Source organism: Candidatus Defluviilinea proxima (assembly GCA_016721115.1).
Lineage (GTDB): Bacteria > Chloroflexota > Anaerolineae > Anaerolineales > Villigracilaceae > Defluviilinea > Defluviilinea proxima.
This window is the reverse complement of the sequence record JADKIW010000001.1, coordinates 4,273,631-4,299,515: the sequence shown is the minus strand read 5'-3', so window position 1 is coordinate 4,299,515 and position 25,885 is coordinate 4,273,631. Positions and strand designations below refer to the sequence as shown.

The window sequence follows — 25,885 nt, the reverse complement described above, 5'->3', positions numbered from 1 at the left end:
TTTTATGATCGGATGGCATGACAACGCCATCCGATTTGTTTTGAAGATGGCACATACCGAATTCAATTTCTGCCCCCGTTGTGGGACACCTGTTAATCATGAAGAACGATTTGGAAAGTTGCGCCCAGTGTGCCCACAATGTGGTTGGATCCATTTTGTGGACCCGAAAGTTGCTGCCGCTGTGTTGGTGACTCAGGGTGGGCGTGTTCTACTTGTGCGACGTGTGAACGAACCGTTCCGTGGTTTGTGGACTTTGCCTGCGGGTTTTGTCAATGGGGGTGAGGACCCGGCCGAGGCGGCCGCAAGAGAATGTTTGGAAGAAACAGGCTTGAGCGTAAGAGTGACGCGTGTGTATGATATTGTCTCAGGTCGTGAGCATCCGCGCGGTGCAGATTTTGTCATTGTGTACGAGGCTGAAGTCCTTGGCGGAGAAATGGAAGCGGCCGATGATGCGGATGCAGTTGAATGGTTTGATCGAAGCAATCTTCCACCATTGGCTTTTCTAGCAACACGTAAAGTACTTGGGGTGGAATAAGCGATTTTGTTTTCTTATTGGCAGGTGTAAAATAAATTAAGCTTTATTTTTGGAGAGGTGTCATGGGCCTGAAAAAATGGTTGGAACCTGAACGTCTTGATATTGTGATCGCGATCTTGATCGCACTTGTGTCGCTGACTACGTCGCTGGCCGCCTGGCGGACAAATGTGGTGGGCTCGAATGCTTCAGACGCAAATCGTCAGGGGTTGATCGATGCAGTGAGAAAAAGTGCAACCCAGAACGAGAATTGGCGCGTTGTATATCAAGAAGCTGGGTTTGCACGTGACTTTGTTGTTGCGTCAGCCGCAGTAGAAGCAATGGATGCGAGCAATGATGAGAGCTTGCAAGCGGCCGCGGCTACACAACGCCAATATTTGTTGCCAAGCATGCAGACGCTTTCTGACCCATTGGGAACAGAGAAACAATATCGTAAAAGCGATGGTACCTTTGACCTTGAGAAACGTTTCGCCAACCTGGAGGCGGAAGATCCAAAGATGATGGCGCTCGATCCATTAACCTCGTTTCATCTTTCTGATCAATATTCTTCTGAACAACGTTGGCTAACGATAGGAACTGTACTTCTGGTGATCAGTTTGTTTTGGCTTGGTGTGGCCGAGTTGACAAAAGAACGCGCACGGATGTTGAACTTAGCGGTGGGATTAGGTGTCTATTTGTTCGGCATCGCATTTCTGGTGGTCGTAGAGATTGTTGCGGTGATCGCACGGGGAGGTGTTTTATGAGTGAGATGATATCTAAAAATGAAGTTGCACCGAAGACTGACCGCTGGAAAAGTGTGGTGTTGGTCTTGACGTTGATCAATACAGTATTTGCGACACTTCTCTCTGGCCTGCAAGTAGATGCAGGTATCCGTGCGGATACAGCCAATCGCGATTCACAATATTATGTTACGCTAGTGTCCAGTGAACTTGTCCATCAGGGATATCAGAGTTCGTATGATTTTCAAACATTTGCAGTTTCACTGAAAGCTTCACAAGAGTCGTTGATCGCTGAGTTCACCGCATTTGGTTTGGAGCAGAAGGGTGATCAAAAAAGCGCAGAGAACTTCCGCACTCAATCTGCCATTGCAAAGGCACAGGCTGATACAGCCAGAAAGTTTTCTGTTCTGTATACCGATCCGCGCTATGCTCCTGCTCAGCCCGATGACATGCCTCAAGCCGATGCGTATCTCATCGATATGACCAAGGTTGCCAACGATCTGCTGATCAAGCAGAATGCGGCATCGGACTTATATCAAGTGTGGAATAAAAAGGCAGATGCATATGCGGCTGTGTTGACATTGCTTGCCATTATCTTCTTTCTTCTTGGTGTGGCGCAATCCGCTCAGCGAATGCGGCCATTCTTTGCTATCTCTGCATCGGTCATCATGTTGATCGCCAGCGCGTGGACTTTTCTAATCTTGATAAAGTGACAAAATGACAACTCTTGATGTGCGTCCTTCACCGATCGCCGGTAGATGGTATAAGGGAAATGCGAAAAAACTTGCCCAAAATGTGGATACATTTTTGGATACTGCAAAGCTCCCTGAATTGAACGGGGAAGTGCTTGCTGTTATTGCGCCACATGCGGGGCACATGTATTCAGGCACAGTGGCAGGATACGCCTTCGCGGCGCTTCGATCATTAACCCCGAGTTTGGTCGCTGTGATCTCGCCGATGCATCAAGCCTATTACGAGTCGCTGATCACAACCTCGCACGATGCCTATCGAACGCCGCTTGGTGATATTCCAGTAGATAAAATCGCGCTGAACGAACTTGATGTGGCTTTGAAATCAGAATTGGGATTTGGTCTATCGCCCGTTTCACGTGACCCCGAACATTCGTTAGAGATCGAGTTGCCTTTTCTCCAACGTGTTTTGAAATCCGAGTGGAAGTTGTTGCCTGTTATGGTCCGTGCGCAGGAACCACGTGTTTCTGAAGAATTGGGCAAAGCGCTTGCAAAAGTGCTGCGCGATAAGAATGCCATTCTCGTTGCCAGTACGGACTTGTCACATTTTAACAATCAACAGACCGCCTTGAAATACGACCGTTTCATGCTCGACCAGATCGAAGCCTTTGACCCATCCGCTGCGTTCGAGGCAGAGCGCACTGGCAAAGGGTTTGCCTGCGGACTTGGCGCCTTCACGGCTGTGTTATGGGCCGCCCGCGAGTTGGGTGCGGATAAAGTGAAGGTGTTGCATCATGCCACTTCTGGTGATGTGACAGGGGATTACTCGTCCGTGGTGGGATATGGCGCAGCGGTGATGTTGAAGAGTTAAAAAAGCTCAAAAAAGAAATATTAAGTAACAGTCACTTACATGGGGACTGTTTTGTTGATGGAGAAACCTATGGCAAAGAAAAAATACTCGATCAATTGGGATGACGATATCGCTGTTTCGTTTGAAGTAGATGGCGTGACCTACGAAAGCCTGGAGGATGTCCCTGAGGAGAAGGACAGACTCAAACTGGAAGCCATGCTCAACTCTGCAGAAGATGCAGAGTTTGACGCGGAGTTCGAAAAGATCCAAAAAGAATTAGAGCCGATCAGCAACTTCCCTGTGGAGAAAGTTGTGCTTTCGGTTTTCACTGGTATTGCTGTGATTATGTTATTGGTCGCAGGGGTCGCGTCATTTAACAACATTCGTAAAGTCAATCGAGAAGAAAGCGCGTCCGGTGTTGTGACCGATATGACCAAACGCCTCGAATATGATGAGCAAGATTTCAATCGTGTAGTCGGTGAGACGTATTACCCCGTGGTGGAATTCACTGCGAACGATGGCAAACGTCGCAACGTCCAGTTGAGCGAAGGAAGTTTCCCGCCTGCTTATGAAGTAGGGGATGAAGTGACCATATTGTACGAACCCGAGAATCCCATGGACGCACGCATCAAGTCCTTTGGCAGTTCAGCCCTGATGTGGATATTGCCTAGTATCACAGGTGTCTTGGGAATCGGCTTTCTTGTCGCTGTGATCGCTGTGCAGAGGGTGATGACGCCTAGTGGTAATGCTCAGTCTGAGTAATGAACAACTCCCAACTCAGCGGCAAGACCATAATACTTTTGTGCTTCCTCTTGATTCCCTAAAAGCTCGTAAGAATGCCCGATGTTCAGATACAGTGATGGGTAAAAATCCGCAACTCTCTCATCGTTGACTGCCCTTGCATGTTGAAGTGCGATCAAATTCCAGCGCAATGTCTCTTGTGGATTGTCCTGAAACCGCGCAACGTAATGAGCGGCAATGCAGGCTTCATAATTGTCTGAGTGCGAGTCCCAAGCCTGTTGATACAAAGCTCGTGCATCGTCCATTCGATGTTCGAATTCGGCAAGTGAGCCCTGCATGCAGAGTTGGATAATCGGGTTAGTCGTGTCCATTGCTAGAAAACAAACAAAGAGACGACTTGCATAAGTCGTCTCTTTTGATTCGTTACTTGTTCCACTTCGTTACTGATTCTCGAAACGCCTTCTTCAAACCATCTGGCAGGTCATTGACGTTGGTATATTTCTTATCGTTAACCCAGATCTCGAGTGTGCCATCAGGCGCAGAGCTGAGATCCACTTGATAATGATTCAGGTCTGGGTCAGCTTCGATCTTGGCACGGAAGATATCCTCAATTTGCTCTGAAAATGGGGCGGCCAGTTTTTCTCCCTCGTCCTGGTCAAAGACTGTCACCTTCTTGCCCTCCCGTAATAAAGCACCAAGCGTTTCAGAAGGCGGAGTTTCCCGCATCCATGCGGGCTTGTCCTCCGTGTTCCCTGTCAAATTGACGGTGTTCGACTTTCGGAAAAGGAAAAAGAACACCAGAATGACCACAACCAGCGCAACGCCGAACAACCCCACGATACCCATCATCATAACAGCCTCCGTTTCAAAGTGACTACTTATTGCGATTATATGACAACTTCCATGCGCAACAAAGATAATTTCATTGCGCTTATAGCATACTAGGTATAATCACTCCAATGACCCCTTATGTTCAAGTGATCGTCAACGTCCCTGCCATCGCCGGTGTGTTTGATTACGCCGTCCCCAAATCGCTTGCGGGAAAAATAGGCCTTGGACACCTCGTCATCGTCCCCTTTGGAAAACAGACAGTTCAAGGCGTCGTTTTGCAATTTGTGGATTCGCCTTCCGTGCCGGAGGTCAAAGATATTCTTGAAATTTTGGATGAAGAGCCGGTTCTGACTCAGCCTCAGCTTGCTCTCGCTAAAGAAATAGCGGATTCTACTCTCCAGCCTTTAGCATCCATTGTCGGGTTGTTTCTGCCAGCAGGCTTGAATCAACAAGCGGATACGCTTTACGAATTGCAATTCACAAATGAAGATGCGCGATTTGCGAATACTGCCAGCGAAAAGAGCATCAGTCCCAACACAAAACGACAAACCATTGAAGATCGTCTCTTGAGCCTTTTGCGTTTACGTGGCGCATTGCGCGGACGACAGATCGACTCGCATTTCGCCAAAGTGGATTGGCGTAAGACAGCGCAGTTCCTTGTGAAGAAAGGCATACTTTCCGCAAAGAGTATTTTGCCCCCGCCAAGGGTGAGATCAAAATTCATTCGTGTTGCCCAGCTCGCAGTCCCGCCAGAAGAAGCGGAAGCGGCGATGGGCTCGCTTGGGATGAAACAAACGCTCTTGCGTAGACAGTCCGCATTAAAGTTTTTGATTGGGCAACCAGACGCGGTCAACCTTTCGTGGGTTTATGCCGAAAGTGGATGCAACCTAAGCGACTTGGAAGAACTCGAAGAACGTGGCCTGATCCGTTTGTTTGAAAGCGAGATATTCCGCGATCCACTTCAAAAGATGGAAAGCGGAAAACTGAAATATGAAAAAATTCTTGAGTTAACTCCGGAGCAATCTTTTGCGTTGAAGGAGATCACGAATGCCATCACAACTTCTGATGCGCGTCTCCCGTTCTTGCTTCAAGGTGTGACGGGTTCGGGAAAGACAGAAATTTATATTCGTGCGGCAGAGGAAGTTGTTAGGCGTGGTAAACAGGCAATTATCCTCGTCCCTGAAATTGCGCTTACGCCACAAACAGTGCGCCGCTTTTTGAGCCGCTTCCCCGGGCAGGTTGGCATTGTCCATTCCAAACTTTCGGAGGGAGAACGATACGATACTTGGCGGCGCGCACGCTCGGGCAAACTCAAGGTCATCATCGGTGCGCGTAGTGCCTTGTTCTCGCCTTTGCCGAACATCGGCCTGATCGTTGCTGATGAATGTCACGACTCATCGTATCACCAAGCCGAGCCGCCGTTCTATCATGCAGTCAGCGCGGCACAGATCTATGCGCGCCTGTGTGGGGCAGTGTGCGTGCTAGGCTCTGCCACGCCGACCGTTGAGCAACGCTATCAAGCGGAGACAAAACAAATCCAGAAATTGGATTTGCCCAAGCGCATCGTCGAAGCCGGGTTGCCTCCCGTCCACGTTGTGGATATGCGGGAGGAGCTCAAAGCCGGTCATCGCGGGATCTTTGGCAGGTTACTACTCAAGGAACTTGAGTCCACGCTGAAACGGGGCGAGCAAGCAATTCTCTTCCTTAACCGTCGAGGAACAGCTACTTATATCTTCTGTCGTGATTGTGGATATGTAGTGAAGTGTCCCAATTGCGAATCACCACTCACTCTTCACACAGATGACAAGGAACGGTTACTCTGCCATACATGTGGATATGAACGCGGCAAGCCGAAGACTTGTCCTTCGTGTGGTGGAAAACAAATCCGTGAATATGGATTGGGAAGCGAAAAGGTCGAAGCGGAAGTCAATGCGTTGTTCCCCAAAGCAAAGACCCTGCGCTGGGATTGGGATACCACCCGTACCAAGGACGCGCATGAGATGATTCTCACGCACTTTGCCAATCACAAAGCGGACGTGTTGATCGGTACGCAAATGCTCGCCAAAGGGCTCGATCTGCCGATGGTCACGCTGGTTGGTATTGTGTTGGCCGATGTGGGTTTGAATCTGCCCGATCCGTTCTCAGGCGAGCGTGTTTTTCAAACGTTGACGCAGGTGGCAGGCCGCGCTGGGCGTAGTGAGCGCGGAGGAAAAGTTGTTTTGCAAACCTTTGATCCCGAACAGCAAGTGATCCAATTTGCATCTAAGCATGATGTGAATGGATTTTATGAATACGAATTGGAACAACGCAAGCGATTGGGGTATCCGCCATTCAGCCATTTGGTACGACTCGAATATAGAGAGCAGGATCAGGCCTCAGCGGAGAAAGAAGCGGGGCGGGTGGCTGAAAAGTTCAAAGATGTGTTGAAGGCTGATCGTTGGAAACAGATCACATTAATTGGACCCGTCCCATGTTTCTTCGCAAAGGTTGGTGGTTATTATCGGTGGCAGATCGTTTTACGTGGAGCAAACCCCACAGAGCTATTGCGCGGGCTGAAACTGGATGGTTGGCGGGTTGAAGTGAATCCTTTAAGTTTGCTATAATCAAACCAAGTTGGTTAAATAATTTTAGTTGTCTGTTGGTTTTGATGCGTTTGGTTGCTCGCCAGCAAAATTTATAGGAGAACAACATGCAGTCTTTTTCTCGTGGTTGGTCATTCTTACAACAAGCTTGGGGGATGGCGTTTAAGGATAAAGATTTACTCAAACCGTCCATTTATGCATTAGTGGTGGGGATGATCGTTTCTGTGATCGGCATTATCCCGATCGTTGGGGCGGCATTTTTGTTCCAGGGCTCACAGGTCGGGAATATTGTCATGGGTGGGATGGGGGCGATCATGGTCTTTATTCAGTTTGTGGTTACTTATGTGTTTTCTGGGATGACCGCTTACCTGATCTTTGGTTATCTCTCCACCGGTGATGGCCGCATGGATAAAGCTTGGGATGTTGTGAAGCGTGATTTCTTCGATATTATTATGCTTGCTGCGGCTTCGACAGTTGTCAACATGATCAAGAATGCGGCAAATAGAAATCGACGTGGCGGTTTGGCCTCAGGGTTGATCCGCGGCGCGGCCAACCTACTGGAAGCACTGTGGACTGAGGCGTCCTATCTCATTTTGCCTGCGATGGTTATTGATGACCTGAATCTCAAAGAAGGTATGGCGCGTGTTCTGAAGATCACGAAAGAGAACTTGCTTTTGATCGGTATCAGCACTGTCGGTGTGCGTTGGGTGACGGGGCTGATCGGTTTTGTGTTGGGCTTCGGCGGATTTTTGATCGCGCTTGCGATTGGCGGTGGGGCGGCATATTTGTCAGGTGGAATCAATGTTGTGTCGATTCTGGGAATTGCCATCGCCGCTTTTATTTTCTTTGCGTTTGTGATGGTTGCCAGTGTGGTGAATTCCTACACATCCATTGCGTATCATACCTGCCTATATATTTGGGCGCGCGATGTAGAGAAGGCGCAATTGGCTGGCGAGCCCATTCGTGTTGCCGCACCTGCTCCGCTCGCGGCTGTGTTGGGATAATGTGAAAATCTATCGTTTTCATTTTCATAGATAAAACGATAGAGGAAAGATATCTGACTGAATACAATGCAACCACAAAATGAACCCCGCCGTGAATTGGTTTCATGGCAAGAGATCGACCGTCTTATCGACCACCTTATCCCGCAGTTCAAGCGCGAGTTCACTGCGATGGTTATCATCACGCGCGGCGGCATTGTGCCGGGTGGCATGCTCGCCGAAGCGATGGATATTACCCATGTTCTCACGGCGGCCGTGGATTTTCCTGCGCAATCACAAAGCGAAAAATCGAAACTGATGGCATGGCCGGAGTTTATCCAATTCCCTGCGGAGGATAAACTGCGCGGCAGGCCGACGCTGATCGTGGATGATGTGTGGGGTTCAGGGCGAACCATTACGGCCGTCAAGAATCGCGTCTCTGCGGCGGGTGGTTTTCCTGAAACGTGTGTGTTGCACTTCAACCCGTACCGCAATCTCTTTGGTCATGTGCGCCCCGATTATTTTGCCGCGACCACCGATGCCTTCATTGCCTATCCCTGGGAAATAGACCGCGGTACCGATCAGGTTTTGTTGGGTGAGATCTAGTGTGAAACTTGTAGAAGTGCCTAAAACCGAGAAGCTGAAAATACTGCGAAACAATTTGTATTTTGATGAGCTTCCCGAAAAAGAATTAAAAGATATTGCGGCTAACACTCAACTGCGTGAATACGAGCGTGGTGATGTATTGTTTTGGGAAGGCGACCCGTGTGCGGGGTTGCATATCATCGAGAGCGGCAGTGTCAAGCTCTTTCGCGTTTCTCCACAAGGACGGCAGTATATTATTTCGGTGATATCCGAAGGCGCTACATGCAACGAGGTGCCTGCGTTCGACGGTGGGACAAACCCCGTCAATGTGGAAGCGTTGGAGACATCCCGTGTGTGGCTGGTTGAGCCTCAGGTGTTACGCGGACTCGTTAAATCGAATCCAGAATTTGCGTTGAAGGTTTTAAGTAAATTTGGGCAGAACCTCCGTCAGCTTGTGGGCAAGGTCAGCGAGATGGCGTTCTATCAGGTCACGCATCGGTTGGCGCGACTCATCACTGAGATGCCCACTGAAGATGTACGCCCACACTGGACGCAGGAACAACTTGCCGCACGTCTTGGAACTGTCCGTGAGGTGGTGGCACGTTCGTTGAAAGAGTTGGAGAAAAGCGGAGCCATCCGTATGGAAGACCGCCGCATCCAAATTGCCGATGGCGATGTCCTTCGTCAATGGACGCAACCATATAATTAAACTTGATACGTTTCTATAAACAAAACACGAGCAATGGATTTTTCCACTGCTCGTGTTTTTCTTTGGACGATATTGTCCCTTATTTGATTTATCCTCGCCTCGCCCTTAACGGACGGCTGGCTTCTGCTCTAGGGGAGCGCTTCGAACGCTGATGCCGAAAGATACAACTCATCGTCTGCGGCTTGTTCGATGAAATCAATGTTGATCTCAGATGGGAAGCCGTAGGTTGAGTCATACGTCACGGTGAGGTGATCGGCTTTTTGGACGGAATCAGACTCGAGTTCAGAAAAGAGGCGGTCTATCGTCGCGTACTTTGCGATGAACTCTCTGTTGGGGTCCGTCTCTGAAATGACTGCTCCGTTGACGTCGGTGATCGAAACAACCTCGCCATTTTTCACTTCCACGGTAACTGGCATTTGGCTTCTGAATGCGCAGAAACAGCCCACGCTCAATTGGAAGCGGTAATTGGTGATGTTGGCATCCTGCCATTTGCTTTGGTTGCGGCTGAGTTCAGTCCCGCTGACAGAGCAGGCACTTAAAACCAGGGCAAGTAACAATAAGATTATTTTCTTCATTTTGTCTCCTTGCTGGCTTGACGACAAACATCATGCAAATGTTCCCGGGTTATTCGTGACCGTGATCTTCTCCTGGCATTGAATCCTCAATATGGACATTGACTATGATATCTTCATGATTTTTGAAGTGCAGGGTGATGCCAATATGCTCGCCCAGAACAAGTTCCTGTTTGATGTTGATCAACATCATGTGTAACCCGCCCGATTCAAAGGTCACTTCCTCTCCTGCTTTCAGCGGCAGGGATTCGATCATGTTCATCGTCATTACATCGTTTTCCATCTTGCTTTCGTGGATCTCAACCACATCGGCCGCAGTTGAAGAAGCGCCGATCAATTCATCATCTTGATCGGAATGGTTATGGAGCGTGAAATAGACTCCCGCGTTCTCGCCTTTTGCTGTTGGCCGCACCCATGCACTATGGACTTCAATATCTTTGGGGGCACTACAGGCGGTGAGTAGAAGAACTCCTGTGAGGAGTAATATAAAAAAATGCTTCATTGTTTTTTGTTCCTTGTATGTTTTGGAGTTGCTCAATTTCTTGCGCGCCTAAATATACCATCAACAAAAAAGAGACGTTGCCTATTTAGGCAACGTCTCTTTTTATGGAACATACTTGATTACTTGGCTGGTACGGGTTTGGGATCCATTTTATCGTAAACGCCCGTCTCCAACAGCGACATGTCATTCACCGACTGTGCGGCCAGCATTTGTGCCTGACGTGCAAGGTTGGTGGAGTCTGCCAGGATCTTCAAGGCATATTCGGGGTTGTGGAAACCCGTGCTGTTCTCGGCAGAGACAAAGTCCCACATATATTGCGACTTGCGGTGCAGGTTGCGTGCCTGATCGAGCAGGGCGGCATCCGCATTCGGGTTGGCGGTGGCAAGCTTGATGGCGTTGATCGCATCCACGATGGCATCTTCGGTAGCGATCTTGGTCGTGGCGACCTGATCCTGAATCGCATTCACGCGGCGAATAACATATTCACTATCGCTGTGACATTGTCCGCAAGCCTGTTCGGGGTTGAGCAATGGACTGTGGACATCATGTGTCGAAAATTTCGCCGCACCGTCGCTCACGTACGGCATGTGACAGTCGGCGCAGGAGACGCCCGCATTATAGTGCGTGGAGCCAGCCGTGAAGAACTCATATTCGGGGTGTTGCGCCTTCAACATGGGAGTCTTTGCATCGGGGTATTCCCAATCCTTGAAACCAGACTCTTCGTAGTATTCGATGATCTGGTTGATCTCGGTTCCGTTCGCCCACGGGAAGGTCAGATATTTGCCGTCGCCCTGGAAGTAATATTCCACATGGCAGTTGGCGCAAACGACCGTACGCATTTCCTGTCGTGTGAATGTGGTCCAATCTTTGCCTTGCGCTTCAAGACCTTCCTTCAAAGCGGGGTTGGTGACGATGAGTCGCATCGTCCCTGCTTCGTGGCAGTTGGCGCAACCGATCGATTCTTTGATGTTGGGGGTCATTTCATTGAACGACATCTTGTCGTAGGCTTCCATGCCCAACTCATCCCACAGGCCGGGGTTATCAGCTGACTTGCAGGAATAGCAGGTGGCGGGTGTGTGCTTGGGGTTGGTATCATCCAAATTCAAGCGTTTGGTTGCGCGTACATCCTCCAGCATATTGGCATGACCGCGATCATCGTTGTAATCCTTGCTGAAGGGATAACCCGTGAACAAGATCACCTGACGCGGGTCACGTTCCAACCACGAGAATTGTGATGAACCTCCATAGGTCGTATCAATATTGTTCGTCTTCGTCTTTAGAAGCGTTGAATATTGATTGGGGAAGTTCCGACCCCATAACTCAGAATTGGGCTCCATCGCCTTGATCTCAACCAGCGGCTGAAAAGCGCGTTCCTGAGTCGGCTGGTTCTTCATAAAGACCAGAACACCCACCAGCACAGCGGCTAACACCACAACGATGCCAGCCAGAATTACAGTAGTATATTTTTTCATGGATACATTCTCCTTGATAATGTTTTCATTCGTTATTCTGTAGGGGCGACCCGCCAAGCGGGAGCAAAGCGCCTTGATGATAAGGAAGGGTCGCCCCTACTTTACGGGATATAAACTCGAATCTTGAAACGGAGCACCTGAAGCCCCTCGCACGCCGTGCGATACATTGCGATGACATTCCCAGCAATAGCGGTCAAAAGGTTGGGCACCCATTACAATGCTTTCCACCTGACTTTCGTGGCAACGGATGCAGTTCGTCTGAATAATGCCCTTGGTCTTTTCGCTCGCGCGGATCGCAACAGGAATATTCCCCGTTGTAAAAGCATACACATCCTTCGCGCCCTGTCGTCCCTTTTCGAGATAATATGCAACGACATTTTCATGGGGCAGGTGACAGTCCACGCACTCTGTCCATTTTTCGTGTGGCGCGTGGTACCAGTTCTCGTACTGCGAATCCATCACGTGACAGTTTGCGCAAGTCTCAGGCGCACTGCCTCCATATGAGGGCGCATCGGTCACAAACACAAACGTCCCCAGCGCAATGACCGCCGCCGCAATTGCAATAAAAAGTGGGTTTTTCAACATCAGTTCACCTTTGTGATTAATCTAATTCTCATTTTATACTGAGTTTGTCTGATTTGTTGTGACTTTAGTCACATAATCGGATAAAACCCCGCTTCTTTTTTTAACTGAAAACTGATTCAGCGCCTTTATCTTTTTCCACCCATCAAGTAAAGCCTGCTATTTTGCCCCGTACACTCGACCCTTCCACGTGACCCCCGTGCGCGACACCACCTTCCACGCCGAAGTGAACATCATCGCCCCGAACACCCCCGCACCCAACGGAGTTGTCAACGCATACCAGGGCGAAATATTCATGTTCTTTGCCACGTTTGCCCGTATGAAGAGCAAATACCCCCAAAGCAACATGGACTCAACAATAACCGTAATTGCCATCCATCCGCCGCCATTTGAAAACCAGAAAACCCCAAGCAGAGGCCAAACAGGGAGAAACAACGAAGCCAATACCGCAAGGAACGCCCCGAACACACCCAGCCACAGCAATCCAACCTGATCTCGTAAGCCGAGGTAGATATTCTTTGTCCAGCCTTCCCACATTTCAGGCAGGGACGTGTACATGCGCGTCTTTGCCACTTTCATTCCGTCCGCAACGATCAAGCGATAGCCATTCCATTTGACCTTCTCAGAAATGGCTTTATCTTCCACGATCTGGTCTTTGACGCTTTCGTGTCCGCCGATGGCATCATAGACGGAATGCTTGATCAGAATGAACTGTCCGTTGGCGATGGCGTCTTTTGTTGTTGGGTCATTGACCTTGCGCGGCGAGAATCCCACTGAGAGTGCGGTCATCACCAGTGGCATGACCGTCTTCTCCCAGAACGAGCCGAGGATCTGAAAGGTCATGATCGTGAACATGTCCGCTTTGGTTTCGATGGCTTTGATGTAGCAGGAGGAAAGAGTTTCAGGTGAGAGGAAAGTATCTGCATCAATAAAACAAAGCCATTCACCATGGGCAGATGCAGAAGCTTGGAATAAGGCATGGGGTTTACCGGCCCAGCCTGCGGGTAAGTCCGAACCGCTGATGGGGTGGAGGCGAGAGTCGTGAGATGCAATGTCTGCTAGTATTTGGGGAGTTGAGTCTGTCGAGCGATCATCCAAAACAATGACTTCGAGATTTGGGTAATCCTGATTCAGAATCCCTTCGACGCACCTGCGGATGTTGCGCTCCTCATTGCGTGCAGGAACGCAAACTGAAATAAGCGGTGGGTCGGGCGGAGGATATGTTGGCTCAACGATGACATCCAGATGATATTGATTATGAAGCCAGTAGATAATAACCAGACCGCCAATGAAGAATGCAGTTGAAAGGAGAAAATAAACCATGGGTTAAGTAACAGTGATCACAGAACCACGCTCGCCTTTTTCCACCTCAATGCGACTTGGGAACGCATCTTTCAACTCGTCGAGATGCGTGATGACAAGTATCTTGGCGAAATCATTTTTCACCATGTTGATTGCTTCGATGAGACGTTGCCTGCCTTGAATATCCTGTGACCCGAAGCCTTCATCAATGACCAGCGTTTGCAAACGCGCGCCTTTGCGTTGTGCCAAGATTTCTGAAAGCGCCAGCCGCAAGGCAAAGTTGACTCGGAAGGCTTCACCGCCTGAATACATTTCGTAATTGCGGATGCCCGCCGAGTCGCTGATCTGAATATCGAGCGTTTCTTTCAGATCGTCACGTTTCTTGTCTTTGTATTCGGCCTGCGTCACAAAGCGAATGGACATTTGCCCATCGGACAATCGATCAAGCAAATCGTTTGCTTTCTCTTCGATCTGCGGCAATGCTTGCTCGATCAACAACGCAGGAACGCCGTCTTTACCGAAGGCGCGTTCCAATGTTTTGTGGCGTGCGATCTGCTTTTGGAATTCTTCCCGTTCCTTTTCAAAATCCTTTTTGCGGTTGCGTTGTGTGGCAAGAATATCCACACGTTGTTGCGCCCCGCCCAATTCACTGCGGACTTTGTTCTCTTCTTCTCGTAACCTGAACAGTTCACGCTCGGCATCTTCAAGGTTGGGCGACCCTGCTTCTGCCTCGTCAAGATTTTTCTTGGCAGTTTGATATTCCAACTCAAGGTTTTTGATCTCAGATTTACGATTTTCAATTTCGGTTTGCAGGCTTGAGATCTCACTCTCAATCTGCTTGCTCACTTCTTTTGCCGATTTCAAATTGCCGTATTCTTCTTCAACGGCGCGCAATTCACTTTCTTTTTCACGAGCTTCGTCGTGTGCCGTTGTATCGTAACCGAGCTTTGCAAGTTCCTTGTCTAACTTGGCAAGTGCTTTTTGTTCATCCACAGCGTACTTGCCGCTTTCTAAAAGCTTATCCACTTCCTTCAAGCGTTTTTTGCCAGTGGCGTCCCAGTCTTTGGCGAGCGCTTGCAATCTTTCAGTGCGTTCGGTGAGTTGAGATACTTCACTGGCATATTTCACTCGTTCGTTTTCGGCAGAAGCGAGTTTGGTGATTTGCGATTCGGTATCCGTAATTTGTTTAGCAACAGACTTTGCTTCATCTGTATTGGCTCGATACTTATCGCCTTTTTCTTTGCCTTCGGCTTCCAATTGTTTCAGCGTGGACTTGCGATGTTTCTCGCTCAACTCCTGACCACATAACGGACATGTCGCCCCGTCCGCAGACTTAAGCGCTTCGATCCGCTCTTTGAGTTGATTCATCTCAACTTTCAGAGTCTCATTTTCGACCTTCATCGCCGCCTGACGTTCCCGTGCTTCGTTGCGTTGTGATTCCAATTCCAGACGTTCGGCGATTTTGGCTTCTGCTTCTGCTAAAAGTTTTTGCGCCTTCACAATTTCGTTCTTCACATCACTGTTCGCAGATAGCTGTTCACTGATCTCTGCTTCTTCTGCTGTTAGTGAACGCATCTCTTCTTCGAGGCGCGCTTTTTCAACAGCGATCTTTTCCAGCAGGGGATTGCGTTCCTTTTCATGCTCACGGAATTGCGACGCTGTCTTTTCCCACTCTTCCAACTCTTTGCGAATCTTTTGCCATTCTTTGTAAGTAGATTCAACCTCAACCGCGCGGTTGACGAGGTCAAGATAGGAGTTGCGATCAGACTCTCTCGAGGCGAGGCGGGCTGAAAGTCCAGAAAGAGCCGTGCGTGAGCGTTCGAGCCCGGCCAATAAAGTGGACGTCAACTTGCGTTGTTCATCCAACAGCGCCGCATTCTTTTTGATGTTTGCTAATACGGACTCTTTCGCTTCACGCGCCGCCGATAACTGATTCAGCGTCCTTTGAAGTTCTTCCAGCCGATTCTTTCTTGCATCTTCTTCGCTGAGTTCAGCGTCGATCTCAGCGATGCGACCATCGATTTCATCCACATCGCGTTCGATGGCTTTACGCTTTTCGGCGGTGCGGTTCTTGTATTCATCCCACGCTTCGAGCCCGAGAATATTGCTCAATATTTCCTTGCGTTTACTCGCATTCTGTTGTGTGAACTGATCGGCTTTGCCCTGCAAAAAAAACGACGCATTGACAAAGGTTTCGTAATCGAGCCGCAGTGTGCTTTCGATGCGGGCTTGCGTGTCACGCGTGGTCTTCTCGGTGAGCGGACGCCATGTGTCAGCATTTTGAATTTGAAATTCGAGCACGGTGCTTTTATTGCGCGGTAGTGTGCGCTGCACGCGATAGATATTGCCTTCGTGTTTGAAGGTGAGTGCCACCTCTGCCGCTTTGACATCTTGATTCAAATTGATGATGTCACTGCTTTTGCCGCGTGCCTCGCCGAAGAGACTCCATGTGATGGCATCCAGCAGGGATGATTTGCCCGCACCGTTGTGCCCAGAAATGCAGGCAAGATCAAAGGTGTTGAAGTCGAGCTCAATAGGGTCACGATACGAGAGAAAGCCAGCGATGCGGAGGTGAAGGGGAATCATAGGGATTGGATGGATTATAATCTACCCATCATGTCCACAACATCAGAGCAGACAAAGAGTCTTCGTCGTATATTGATCACCATCACACTTCTAACGATCCCTTGTTATTGCATGGGGGGGATTGCTGTGATGCTCGCTCCTGACGCCTCGGCGACAGCAACCCCAACGGAGACAACGACTCTCACTGCAACACCGCCACTTCAGATTTTGACTTCGACCTCGAGTCCCAATCCAGCTGTGATCACTGCCACGGCCTCGATCACCCCTACGGTCACCTCGTCAGCGACGAATACTCCTACTTCAACATTTACTTCCACGCCTACAGTGACCTCGACTCTTTTCCAACCTCCGAGCAACACGCCTACCCATACGCCATCTTATACGCCGAGCAGTACCTTTACGATGACGGCATCTTTCACGCCTGTGACACCTACCAACACACAGACGCCTTCGATCACTCCATTCCCAACGTCCTCACAATAAAATATGACAGATATTCTTCCTTTTCTGAAATCCCTGATCTCGGTATCAGGGTTATCGGGCCATGAAACGCCCGTTGCCAAACTTATCGAAGAGAAGTGGCGCAGGCTTGTTGATGAGACAAGTATCAGCCGCGTCGGCTCCTTGCATGGACTCAAGAAAGGTTCGGGCAAGGGGAAACGTCCCTCCATTATGATCGCGACTCATATGGATGCCATCGGTATGATGGTCTCCGGTCTTGTAGATGGTTTTCTGCGCATTGCGCCTGTCGGTGGGATTGATATCCATGTGTTGCCCGGTGCGCAAGTGACCGTCCATGCGAGCAGTGGGGAAGAGTTACCCGCTGTCATTGTCATGCCGCCCGCCCGGTTTTTGCCTGAAGCGGACCGCGACGGTGCAGTGCCCATGCGTCATCTGTTGGTGGATACCGGTCTGTTGCAAAAGGACGTGGAGAAGAAGGTTCGCGTGGGAGACCTTGTCTCTTTTGCGAATGAACCTTTGGAACTTGCCGGGGATATGCTCTCCGGTCACTCACTTGATAACCGCGCCTCTGTTGCCGCGTTGACAGTTTGTTTGGAAGAGCTACAGGGCAAGAGTCATGTTTGGGATGTATGGGCAGTTGCAACGGTCCAGGAAGAGACGAGTTATTTAGGGGCGTATACATCCGCGTTCCAGTTGCGTCCAGATATTGCCATCGCGGTAGACGGTACATTTGGAAGAGGTCCCGGTGCGAGCGGCTGGCAGACTTTCCCAATGGGCAAGGGAGTCGGTTTATGTATTGGTCCGAACATCCACCCATTCTTGCGCACAAAGCTCAAAGAAGTGGCCGATAAATTTGAGATCCCCTGGTTTTTGGATGTATCGCCCACGCATTCGGGCACAGATGCGTACCCGATGCAGACAACGATGGAAGGGATACCGACCGCGCTGGTCGAGTTCCCGATCCGTTATATGCATACGCCGGTGGAATCGGTTTCTGTGAAAGATGTTCAGCGCGCTGGACGTTTGCTCGCTGAGTTTATCGCTTCGTTGGAAGAAGATTTTGTTAGTACGATCATTTGGGAATAAGGAATAATATGGAGTCAGCCAGCTTGCTGGCGTATTGCGGTAACACACAATGCGGGAGCAAGCTCCCTGAGTCCATAAAGGATGTATATGCCCTCTTTTGGAAATACACAACTAAAGTTACTTGAAAAACTTTGCAATGTCGTCGCGGTTTCTGGCGATGAAGGGGAAGTGCGTAAGATCGTCCTCGAAGAGATCAAGCCTTATGCAGACGAGGTCAAAGTGGATGCGATGGGCAACGTTCTGGCGACCAAGCTGGGGCGGGGTCCGAAGCGTGTGCGGGTGATGGTGGATGCGCACATGGACGAAGTCGGCTTTTTTATCGTGGCAGATGACGGCGAAGGGATCTATCGTTTTGAAACGGTGGGCGGTATGGACGTCCGCTATTTGGTGGGGAAACAGGTCTTGGTTGGCAAGGAACGGACGCTTGGCGTGATCGGTGGCAAGCCCATTCATTTGATGGAGACAGGCGAGCGAAAAAGCGAAGTGCCATTGGATGCCTTGCGTATTGATATTGGCATCAACGGCAAGGCAAAGATCGGTGACCGTGCTGGCTTTGCAACAAAGTTCCAACGCATGGGGCCGTCCATCATGGCAAAGTCCATTGATAATCGTATTGGTGTAGCCACGTTGATTGAATTATTGAAACATGCGCCATCAAATATTGATCTGTGTGCCGCATTTTCTGTGCAAGAAGAGATCGGCCTGCGTGGAGCAAAAGTGGCCGCGCAATATTTTCAACCTGATATGGCAATTGCAGTTGACTCGACACCTGCAAACGACCTGCCTTTACATGACGGCAGTGAGAACATGAACTACAACACCAAGCTTGGTCTTGGCCCCGCGATCTACATTGCGGACGGTTCGACTCTGCATGACCCGAGGCTGGTCCGTTTTCTAAGTGAAGTGGGCGAAGCTGAAAATATCCCGTACCAACTCCGCCAACCCGGTGGAGGTGGCACCGACTCAGGCGCGATCCAGACCGTGCTGGCTGGTGTGCCGACAGTATCGGTTTCTGTTCCACACCGTTATACCCATTCACCGGTCAGCATTGCGCGCGTGGATGATTGGAAGAATACCATCCAGTTGCTACAGACAGCTTTGAAGAAGATCACGCCGTCGCTTATCGCGAGTCGTTAATCTTGTATTATTTGCCGAATTTTTAACAGGTGCCTTATGAATGGTTTGATCGCTATCGTTGGTTCTGGTGAATATCTTCCCGTTATGGAAGATGTTGACCGGTACCTACTCGATAGCCTGAAATTGAGTGGACGTAAACCACGCGTGGTTTGTTTACCGACCGCGGCTGGACAGGAAGGCGAAGCTAGCGTTGGCCGCTGGTCAAATATGGGTGTTGAGCATTTCACCAAGCTGGGTGCAGAAGTCAAAGCCTTGCACATTATTGATCGCGCTTCGGCTGATGACCCGCAATGGGAACCTTTTCTTGAAAACGCCGACCTGATCTACTTCTCTGGCGGTGATCCAGGGTATTTGCACTACACCATGAATGGAAGCCGCGCATGGAATGCCGCAGGGCGTGCATGGGAACGAGGTGCCATCTACGCCGGTTGCTCCGCTGGCGCGATGATCCTTGCCAAGCGGATGCCTCGTTTTCGACTGGCGCAAACCCAGGAAGGATTCGGCGTCGTCCCGGCGGAATTCATCATGCCGCACTTTGATGCCATTCCTGCCATGTTTAAACCCCTGATGTTGGCCTTGCTGGGTAATCTCAAAGCAGGCGAGCGCATGATCGGCGTGGATGAAGATACGGCCCTCGTTGGCAAGCTTGGCGGTGAATGGAAAGTAATGGGCCAAAGTAAAGTGCACATCTTTACCCGCAAGAAAGAACAAGTGTATAACAACGGCGATATTCTTTCGCTTGATTAACCATCGAAGTACTGAACTGCACAACTACATCAACCAGGAAATTACACTGAATGAAAAAACTTCTCAAACAACTCACTGAAACATTTGGCCCTTCGGGGTACGAAGATGAAGTCCGTAAATTGGTGCGGGCCGAGGTCAAGCCATTGGCTGACGAGATCAAAGTGGATGCGCTCGGCAATCTCATTGTCCGCAAGAAGCCGACCAAAGCTACAAAAGATACAAAAAAGATCATGATCGCCGCGCACATGGACGAGATCGGCTTGATCGTCAGCCATGTGGATGAAAAAGGCTTTGTCCGTTTTTCGCCGATCGGTGGCGTATTCCGTCGCTATGTTTCTGGAGGGCGAGTCCGTTTTTTGAATGGCGTGCAGGGTGTGTTGGGCTTTGATAATTTGACGGGCCTCGGCGAAATCCCCACGCTCGATAAAGTGTATATCGATGTCGGCGCAACCAGCAAAAAAGATTGCCCCGTGAAAGTGGGCGATGTGGCCGCATTTGACCGTCCGTTCACGGAGATGGGCAATCGCCTCGTTGCCAAATCCATGGATGATCGCGCTGGTGTGTTGGTTGCCATCGAAGCATTACGTGCACTCAAGTCTACGCCGCATGATGTGTATTTCGTTTTCACAACGCAAGAAGAGGTGGGCTCAGCGGGTGCGCTCACATCGGCTTTTGGCATTGACCCTGATCTTGGCGTCGCTTTGGATGTTACTCCCACGGGCGATACACCCGCCTCCCTCAAAATGGAAATGGCGCTGGGCAAAGGCCCATGCATCAAGATACAGGATATCGGTTCGATCTCTGATCCGCGCATTGTCAAATGGATGATTCGCACGGCCGAGAAAAATAAGATCCCTTATCAGCGTGAAGTTCTCCTTGTTGGTGGCACCGATGCACGCGCCATTCAACTCACGCGCGCCGGTGTGCCATCAGGCTGTATCTCGATCCCCGTGCGTTACGTTCACTCGCCTTCGGAAATGATCGATTACACTGACCTGCAAAATTCCGTCAAACTCTTAGCCGCGCTTTTACGCGCACCGATAGATCTGGGATAATGACTCGCGCATTACGCATCGTCAATGTTGGACTTCTCCTCCTTCTTGTAGGATGCTCGTCCCTCGCCCCGCTTCTTTCTACGCCGACACCTGTTCCTGCCTCAACGGCCACAGCCACCCCGCAAGCGACTCCAACTCCCACCGCACCTGTGGTCGATCAATCGCGCCTTCTTCGTATTTGGCTTCCTCCACAATTTGACCCCAATGCGGAGACTCCCTCTGCCCAATTATTGAAACAACGTTTGCTTGAATTTGAGAACGAACACCCCGGCCTCGAGATAGAGGTCCGAATCAAAACAACCACCGATATCACCGGCGCGCTTTCTATTACAAGCAATGCCGCGCCCTCTGCCATGCCCGACCTGATCGCCCTATCCTATGCCGATATGCAGATGGCGGCCTCGGCAGGCTTTCTGCATCCCCTTGAAGGCTTGACCGATATTCTACAGGAACCAGATTGGTATGCGTTCGCGCGCGAACTGGGTCATTTTCAGAATACGGAGTATGGCTTACCGTTTGCGAGTGATGCACTCCTTATGGTGTATCGCCCTGCGGTATTTGATGATCCGCTTTCCAGTTGGGATTTCATCATCAATTCAGGGAATCAAATCGTTTTTCCCGCTTCAGACCTGCAGGCATCTTTTCCTTTGGCTTTGTATCTCTCTCTCAAAAAAGAATCTTCAATTGACGAAGAAACGCTGACGCGTGTTCTAACCCTGTATCAGCAAGCTCTAACGACAGAGACAATTTCACCAACCATTCGTGATCTTCAAACCGCTGAACAATCTTTACAGATCTTTCGTGATGGTGGAGCTGATCTGGCGGTTGGCTGGGCATCGAGTGATATTGGTGCACAAAGCGGAGAATACCTCCCGTTACTGGGTTTGGACAATATGAACTATTCGTTGGGGACCGGGTGGGTGTGGTCGTTGGCAGGTTCTGGCGCAGAGAACGAACCTCTCGCCGCAGAATTAGCGTCGTACCTCGTGGAAAGTGATTTCATGTCTGCATGGACGCAGGCTTCGGGCTATTTGCCAACCCGTCCGCAGGCGTTGGGGAGTTGGACAAATGAAACGCTAAGGGTGTCGCTTGATGAGATTTTGCAATCCACACATCCTGTCCCTGTGGATGATGGGATAAGAATTTTGAGGCCACTACTGCAAGAGGCGCTGATCAGGATATTTAATGGCGAGCAACCCGAAGTTGTAGCGCGAAGCGTAATGGAATCCGTAAAATAAAAAAATGGCGGTCACTCGTAAAGTGACCGCCATTTTTTTATAACCAGGCCCACAACATCCATGAGCCGATCATTGTCAACCCGATCAAGAACCTTGCCCCAAATGCCCAACCCCAGCCGATCAAATACGCTTTTGTAGACGCGATCGCTTTATCGCGGTCTTTCAATCTGTTTAGCTCCGCAAGGAACAACCCAAGCGGTGCGCCCAATAAACCAACGAGCGGTGTAAGAAAGATACTAGCGATGATGCCTGCCGCGAACGCGATCAGGATCGAGCTCCAGGGGATGAATTGGTCACGCATCTTTGCCGCGATGATGAGGTTGTCCACGATGTTGCCGCCGATCATGAACAGGGTAATGATGACGAAGAAGAACCAATCCCAACCTGTCATTTTGCCTGCTACACTTTGGATGATCGCATACACCAGTGATGCCAGCCACATGATCGTCAGCCCGGGGAAGACAGGCACGATCAGACCCACCAAACCAACCAACATGGCAAAAAGGGTAAGCGTTTCGAGAAGAACTTGGGAAGCAAATTGAAGCCAATCGGGCATATGGGTTCCTTATGACCTGTGATGTCATGAAGACATCACAGGTCTATTGTTTACGGTCTTATTACATCTACACCGCCCATCCACGGACGTAGCACTTCTGGGATAACAATTGAGCCATCGGCTTGCTGGTTGTTTTCCATGACGGCGATCATTGTGCGGGGTAGGCCGAGACCTGAACCGTTCAAGGTGTGGACGAGGCGTGCCTTGCCGCCATCGGCAGGACGATACTTTATATTCGCACGACGCGCCTGAAAGTCGCGAACATTTGAGACCGAAGATACCTCCAGCCATTCGTTGCATCCTGCCGCCCAAACCTCGAGGTCATAGGTGATGGTTGAGCCGAAACCGATATCAGCCGTGCAGAGTAACTTTACGCGATAGGGCAGGCCCAATGCGGCACAAGTCGCTTCGGCATCTTCACGCATTTTTTCCAACAGAGCGTCTGATTCTTCAGGTTTGGCGTACATGTACATCTCAACTTTGTCGAATTGATGTCCGCGTTTGATGCCGCGTACGTCGCGCCCGGCGCTCATCTTCTCACGGCGGAAGCATGGTGTATAGCCTGTATACATCAAAGGCAGTTGGGCCTCGTCAAGAATCTCGCCCATGTGCATGCCGGTCAACGGGACTTCAGCAGTTGGCACGAGATACAGATCTTCCTCATGGTCTTTGTACAAGTTGTCTGCGAACTTGGGGAGTTGTCCTGCTCCGTACACTGTCTCTTGCTTCACCATGAAGGGCAGATACTTTTCTGTGTAGCCTTGTCGCGCATGCAGATCAAGCATGAAAGAGATCAACGCTCGTTGCAACCGTGCGCCTGCGCCACTCAGCACGTAGAAGCGTGAGCCTGTGATCTTTGTGCCACGCTCAAAGTCAATGATGCCCAGTTCCGGGCCAAAATCCCAGTGAGCTTTGGGTTCAAAATCAAATTTGGGAAGTTCGCCAACGGTACGCAGAACAATGTTTTCATCTTCGGACACGCCTATTGGCGTCCGTTCATCCGGGATATTGGGCAGGGAACTGGTCAATGCAGTTAGTTCTGCCTCGACGTCTGCTACTTCCTTATCCAACGCGGCGATCTTATCGCCTACTTCGCGCATTGCGGCGATCTTTGTCTCACGTTCTGCCGCATCTTTCATTTTGCTGATCTCTTTTGAGACCGTATTGCGCTCAGCCTTTAGCTTCTCCACTTCGGTGAGTAGCGTACGACGTTTTTCGTCCAGCGTGAGAATACCGTCCACAGAGGATGCGTCCATCTGGCGGTTTTTGAGCGATGTGCGCACAAGTTCAGGATTTTCGCGGATCAAATTTATATCTAGCATGTTGCACCTCCAGTGTGCTTTGGAGTCTTGGGGGTTGTTTTATGACCGACTCCAGGGAATAAAATACGCCCCGATCCATTTGCAGGACGAGGGGCGTCTCGTGGTGCCACCTGCTTTTGCCACGCGTTGGCGTGACCTTGGAGTGCGCTGTAACGTGCGCTCGCGTCTTCCTTACAACAAGCCTAAACTTGTTCCTGCGGAAGCGATGGGTGAAGGGGATTTCTCTGTTTGCCCGGTTGTCTCGCATCGACCGACAACTTTCTGAACGGTTGAACAGGTACTTGTCTTCACGCTTTCTTATTGGGCGTGATTATACTCTCCCAGAGAAGGGTGTCAAGTTTGGGGTAACAAATATAATATGTGCAACTTAATTGATCGGAGTCGCCATGTTAACTAAGATGCAAAAGTACCCGAAATTCGAACCGAAAGACCTGCGCCTGCTTCGCCAGCGTGTTGAAGATGGCATTGAGAGAAAACTGTTTGTGCTTCAAACCCCTTTTGGGTATCGCCGTATGGCTGAGTTGATTCGCCCAGAAGGTGGGGACAGTCCACTTGCGGCGATTTTATATGTGCATTGGTATGAGCCAGCCAAACCAGATTCGAATCGAAGCCAATTTGTGGAGGAAGCGAAAGAATTGGCAAAAGGTGGTGCGGCTTGCCTTTTGGTCGAAACATTATGGTCTGACCCTGATTTCTTCCTCAAACGTACGCAAGCAGATGATATGCAGAACTCCATGGAGGAGGTTGTAAACACTCGTCGAGCAATTGACCTGCTTCTATCTCAGCCAAACATGGATACAAGTCGCTTTGCACTTGTGGGCCATGACTTTGGAGGAATGTATGGTGTATTGGCTGGAGCTTTGGATCAACGCCCTACACAATATGTCATTATGGCGGCAACGCCTCGTTTCCCGGACTGGTATCTGTATCTGCCCGATTTGGAGGGGGAGGCGCGAGAAGCTTTCATAAAGGAGATGGCCGAGATTGACCCCATAGCCCATGTGGCACAGCTTTCACCGGCCCCTGTCTTCTTTCAGTTTGCGAAGGATGATCCACATGTGCCGAAGGAGCGTGCGGAGGAGTTTTTTGCGTCCGCTAGCGAGCCAAAGGAGATAACGTGGTACGAGGCAGGTCACGGACTCAATGCAAGCGCAACGCATGATCGGAAAAAATGGTTGAAAGAAAAGCTCGGATTGAGATGATCGTAGCAATAAAGCTACAGCCAAAGTAAAGTTTGATCGTGGACGATCAGGCTTGGGTTAAGGTCGAGGCGCGGTTTGTCCAGTAAACGAGAGAGTAAGTTGTGGTATATTTTGGTTAGGAGCAATCACTATGAATGAACGTATCCTGATCATTGAAGACGACCAACAGATTTTGAAACTACTACAACGCGGTTTGTCGTACGAAGGCTATACCGTGGACACGGCTACTGACGGACGCATGGGTTTGATCCTTGCGCGCGATCACACACCTGACCTTGTAGTACTCGATTGGATGTTGCCCGGCATGGATGGTTTGGAAGTGTGCCATCGCTTGCGCACGGGTGGTTCGATCCCGATCTTGATGTTGACTGCGAAGGATACTGTGCAGGATCGCATTCAAGGTCTGGATGCTGGTGCTGATGATTACATGGTCAAGCCATTCAATCTCGATGAATTGCTTGCGCGTGTACGTGCGTTGTTGCGCCGAACTCAACCTGAGCGTATCCCTGTTTTGAAGTTTGCTGATCTTTCTCTGGATACGGGTTCAAGACAGGCCTCGCGCGGTGATCGCACGATCTCATTGACCGCCAAGGAATACGAATTGCTTGAATTGTTCCTGCGTCATCCCAAACAGGTGTTGACGCGTGAAGTGATCTTTGACCGCGTGTGGGGTTATGACTTTGGCGGCGAGAGCAATGTGCTTGAAGTGTATATTCGTTATTTGCGCCAAAAACTGGAGGGTGAAGGGGAAGTGCGCCTAATCCATACAGTCCGTGGCGTTGGATATGTATTGCGTGAGACCCCGTAATATAAATCGCTAGTGATAAATCAAAAATTGTATTGAGC

The 25,885-nt window shown here is 50.0% G+C and carries 28 protein-coding genes; 18 read left to right on the top strand and 10 right to left on the bottom strand.

The features are described from left to right. Positions 1-4: 4 nt before the first annotated feature. From IPP66_19850 to IPP66_19830, 5 genes are all read left to right on the top strand, one after another. The gene (locus tag IPP66_19850; protein ID MBK9927530.1) at positions 5-535 is read left to right on the top strand and encodes an NUDIX hydrolase; all 531 of its coding nucleotides are present in this window, start codon (positions 5-7) and stop codon (positions 533-535) included. A gap of 62 nt (positions 536-597) precedes the next feature. Further along, positions 598-1,275 carry a hypothetical protein gene (locus IPP66_19845; GenBank protein ID MBK9927529.1) on the top strand — a complete coding sequence of 226 codons (678 nt, stop codon included), beginning with the start codon at positions 598-600 and terminating at the stop codon, positions 1,273-1,275. Then, positions 1,272-1,964, top strand: coding sequence for a hypothetical protein (locus IPP66_19840; GenBank protein MBK9927528.1), 693 nt, complete (start codon positions 1,272-1,274; stop codon positions 1,962-1,964). The genes IPP66_19845 and IPP66_19840 overlap by 4 nt, the downstream gene beginning before the upstream one ends. A gap of 4 nt (positions 1,965-1,968) precedes the next feature. Further along, entirely contained in the window at positions 1,969-2,811 is an 843-nt protein-coding gene (amrB, locus tag IPP66_19835) for an AmmeMemoRadiSam system protein B (GenBank protein ID MBK9927527.1), read from the top strand. A 69-nt stretch (positions 2,812-2,880) separates the two neighbouring features. Continuing rightward, positions 2,881-3,552: a DUF3592 domain-containing protein gene (locus tag IPP66_19830; protein MBK9927526.1), complete on the top strand. Its 672-nt coding sequence runs from the start codon at positions 2,881-2,883 to the stop codon at positions 3,550-3,552. On the opposite strand, the gene IPP66_19825 is transcribed toward IPP66_19830, so the two are convergent. Together IPP66_19825 and IPP66_19820 are read right to left on the bottom strand one after the other, a co-directional pair. Then, positions 3,540-3,902, bottom strand: coding sequence for a hypothetical protein (locus IPP66_19825; GenBank protein MBK9927525.1), 363 nt, complete (start codon positions 3,900-3,902; stop codon positions 3,540-3,542). The genes IPP66_19830 and IPP66_19825 overlap by 13 nt on opposite strands. Positions 3,903-3,954: 52 nt before the next feature. Continuing rightward, positions 3,955-4,383 carry a hypothetical protein gene (locus IPP66_19820; protein ID MBK9927524.1) on the bottom strand — a complete coding sequence of 143 codons (429 nt, stop codon included), beginning with the start codon at positions 4,381-4,383 and terminating at the stop codon, positions 3,955-3,957. A 107-nt stretch (positions 4,384-4,490) separates the two neighbouring features. On the opposite strand from IPP66_19820, the gene priA reads away from it, so the two are divergent. The 4 genes from priA to IPP66_19800 all read left to right on the top strand — a co-directional run bounded on the left by priA (position 4,491) and on the right by IPP66_19800 (position 9,218). Next, positions 4,491-6,965, top strand: coding sequence for a primosomal protein N' (gene priA / locus IPP66_19815; GenBank protein MBK9927523.1), 2,475 nt, complete (start codon positions 4,491-4,493; stop codon positions 6,963-6,965). Positions 6,966-7,051: 86 nt separating this feature from the next. Then, on the top strand, positions 7,052-7,948 hold the full coding sequence (locus tag IPP66_19810) for a hypothetical protein (protein MBK9927522.1): 897 nt from the start codon (positions 7,052-7,054) through the stop codon (positions 7,946-7,948). A gap of 66 nt (positions 7,949-8,014) precedes the next feature. Further along, positions 8,015-8,530: a phosphoribosyltransferase gene (locus IPP66_19805; GenBank protein MBK9927521.1), complete on the top strand. Its 516-nt coding sequence runs from the start codon at positions 8,015-8,017 to the stop codon at positions 8,528-8,530. Between the two features lies 1 nt (position 8,531). Then, positions 8,532-9,218, top strand: a complete 687-nt coding sequence (locus tag IPP66_19800) for a Crp/Fnr family transcriptional regulator (protein MBK9927520.1) — start codon at positions 8,532-8,534, stop codon at positions 9,216-9,218. Between the two features lie 128 nt (positions 9,219-9,346). On the opposite strand, the gene IPP66_19795 is transcribed toward IPP66_19800, so the two are convergent. The 6 genes from IPP66_19795 to IPP66_19770 all read right to left on the bottom strand — a co-directional run bounded on the left by IPP66_19795 (position 9,347) and on the right by IPP66_19770 (position 16,234). Further along, positions 9,347-9,793: a hypothetical protein gene (locus IPP66_19795; protein ID MBK9927519.1), complete on the bottom strand. Its 447-nt coding sequence runs from the start codon at positions 9,791-9,793 to the stop codon at positions 9,347-9,349. Positions 9,794-9,842: 49 nt separating this feature from the next. Next, a complete protein-coding gene (locus IPP66_19790) occupies positions 9,843-10,292 on the bottom strand; it encodes a copper chaperone PCu(A)C (GenBank protein ID MBK9927518.1) in 450 nt (149 codons plus the stop codon). A gap of 119 nt (positions 10,293-10,411) precedes the next feature. Beyond that, complete coding sequence (locus IPP66_19785; protein ID MBK9927517.1) at positions 10,412-11,764, bottom strand: ammonia-forming cytochrome c nitrite reductase subunit c552; 1,353 nt, start codon at positions 11,762-11,764, stop codon at positions 10,412-10,414. A gap of 96 nt (positions 11,765-11,860) precedes the next feature. Further along, on the bottom strand, positions 11,861-12,349 hold the full coding sequence (gene nrfH, locus IPP66_19780) for a cytochrome c nitrite reductase small subunit (GenBank protein MBK9927516.1): 489 nt from the start codon (positions 12,347-12,349) through the stop codon (positions 11,861-11,863). Positions 12,350-12,505: 156 nt separating this feature from the next. Beyond that, positions 12,506-13,669 carry a glycosyltransferase gene (locus IPP66_19775; protein ID MBK9927515.1) on the bottom strand — a complete coding sequence of 388 codons (1,164 nt, stop codon included), beginning with the start codon at positions 13,667-13,669 and terminating at the stop codon, positions 12,506-12,508. Positions 13,670-13,672: 3 nt separating this feature from the next. Beyond that, positions 13,673-16,234 (bottom strand): SMC family ATPase, encoded by a 2,562-nt coding sequence (locus IPP66_19770; GenBank protein ID MBK9927514.1) that lies wholly within the window; start codon positions 16,232-16,234, stop codon positions 13,673-13,675. 9 nt (positions 16,235-16,243) lie between these two features. Between IPP66_19770 and IPP66_19765 the strand changes: the two genes are divergently transcribed. From IPP66_19765 to IPP66_19740, 6 genes are all read left to right on the top strand, one after another. Beyond that, positions 16,244-16,717 carry a hypothetical protein gene (locus IPP66_19765; GenBank protein ID MBK9927513.1) on the top strand — a complete coding sequence of 158 codons (474 nt, stop codon included), beginning with the start codon at positions 16,244-16,246 and terminating at the stop codon, positions 16,715-16,717. A gap of 3 nt (positions 16,718-16,720) precedes the next feature. Continuing rightward, positions 16,721-17,782, top strand: a complete 1,062-nt coding sequence (locus tag IPP66_19760) for a M42 family peptidase (protein MBK9927512.1) — start codon at positions 16,721-16,723, stop codon at positions 17,780-17,782. A gap of 87 nt (positions 17,783-17,869) precedes the next feature. Further along, positions 17,870-18,919, top strand: a complete 1,050-nt coding sequence (locus tag IPP66_19755; protein MBK9927511.1) for a M42 family peptidase — start codon at positions 17,870-17,872, stop codon at positions 18,917-18,919. 36 nt (positions 18,920-18,955) lie between these two features. Then, the gene (locus IPP66_19750) at positions 18,956-19,666 is read left to right on the top strand and encodes a Type 1 glutamine amidotransferase-like domain-containing protein (GenBank protein MBK9927510.1); all 711 of its coding nucleotides are present in this window, start codon (positions 18,956-18,958) and stop codon (positions 19,664-19,666) included. Between the two features lie 50 nt (positions 19,667-19,716). Continuing rightward, the gene (locus IPP66_19745) at positions 19,717-20,721 is read left to right on the top strand and encodes a M42 family metallopeptidase (protein MBK9927509.1); all 1,005 of its coding nucleotides are present in this window, start codon (positions 19,717-19,719) and stop codon (positions 20,719-20,721) included. Beyond that, the gene (locus IPP66_19740; protein MBK9927508.1) at positions 20,721-21,959 is read left to right on the top strand and encodes an extracellular solute-binding protein; all 1,239 of its coding nucleotides are present in this window, start codon (positions 20,721-20,723) and stop codon (positions 21,957-21,959) included. The genes IPP66_19745 and IPP66_19740 overlap by 1 nt, the downstream gene beginning before the upstream one ends. Positions 21,960-21,996: 37 nt before the next feature. Here IPP66_19740 and IPP66_19735 read toward each other — a convergent pair whose 3' ends face one another. Then, positions 21,997-22,515, bottom strand: coding sequence for a DUF456 domain-containing protein (locus IPP66_19735; protein ID MBK9927507.1), 519 nt, complete (start codon positions 22,513-22,515; stop codon positions 21,997-21,999). Positions 22,516-22,565: 50 nt separating this feature from the next. After that, the gene (gene serS / locus IPP66_19730; GenBank protein ID MBK9927506.1) at positions 22,566-23,837 is read right to left on the bottom strand and encodes a serine--tRNA ligase; all 1,272 of its coding nucleotides are present in this window, start codon (positions 23,835-23,837) and stop codon (positions 22,566-22,568) included. A 34-nt stretch (positions 23,838-23,871) separates the two neighbouring features. Between serS and IPP66_19725 the strand changes: the two genes are divergently transcribed. The 3 genes from IPP66_19725 (at position 23,872) to IPP66_19715 (ending at position 25,847) form a co-directional block, all read left to right on the top strand. Further along, positions 23,872-24,102: a hypothetical protein gene (locus IPP66_19725; protein MBK9927505.1), complete on the top strand. Its 231-nt coding sequence runs from the start codon at positions 23,872-23,874 to the stop codon at positions 24,100-24,102. A 121-nt stretch (positions 24,103-24,223) separates the two neighbouring features. Then, entirely contained in the window at positions 24,224-25,039 is an 816-nt protein-coding gene (locus IPP66_19720; GenBank protein MBK9927504.1) for a dienelactone hydrolase family protein, read from the top strand. Positions 25,040-25,169: 130 nt separating this feature from the next. Then, positions 25,170-25,847 carry a response regulator transcription factor gene (locus tag IPP66_19715; protein ID MBK9927503.1) on the top strand — a complete coding sequence of 226 codons (678 nt, stop codon included), beginning with the start codon at positions 25,170-25,172 and terminating at the stop codon, positions 25,845-25,847. The last annotated feature ends 38 nt before the right edge of the window (positions 25,848-25,885 follow it).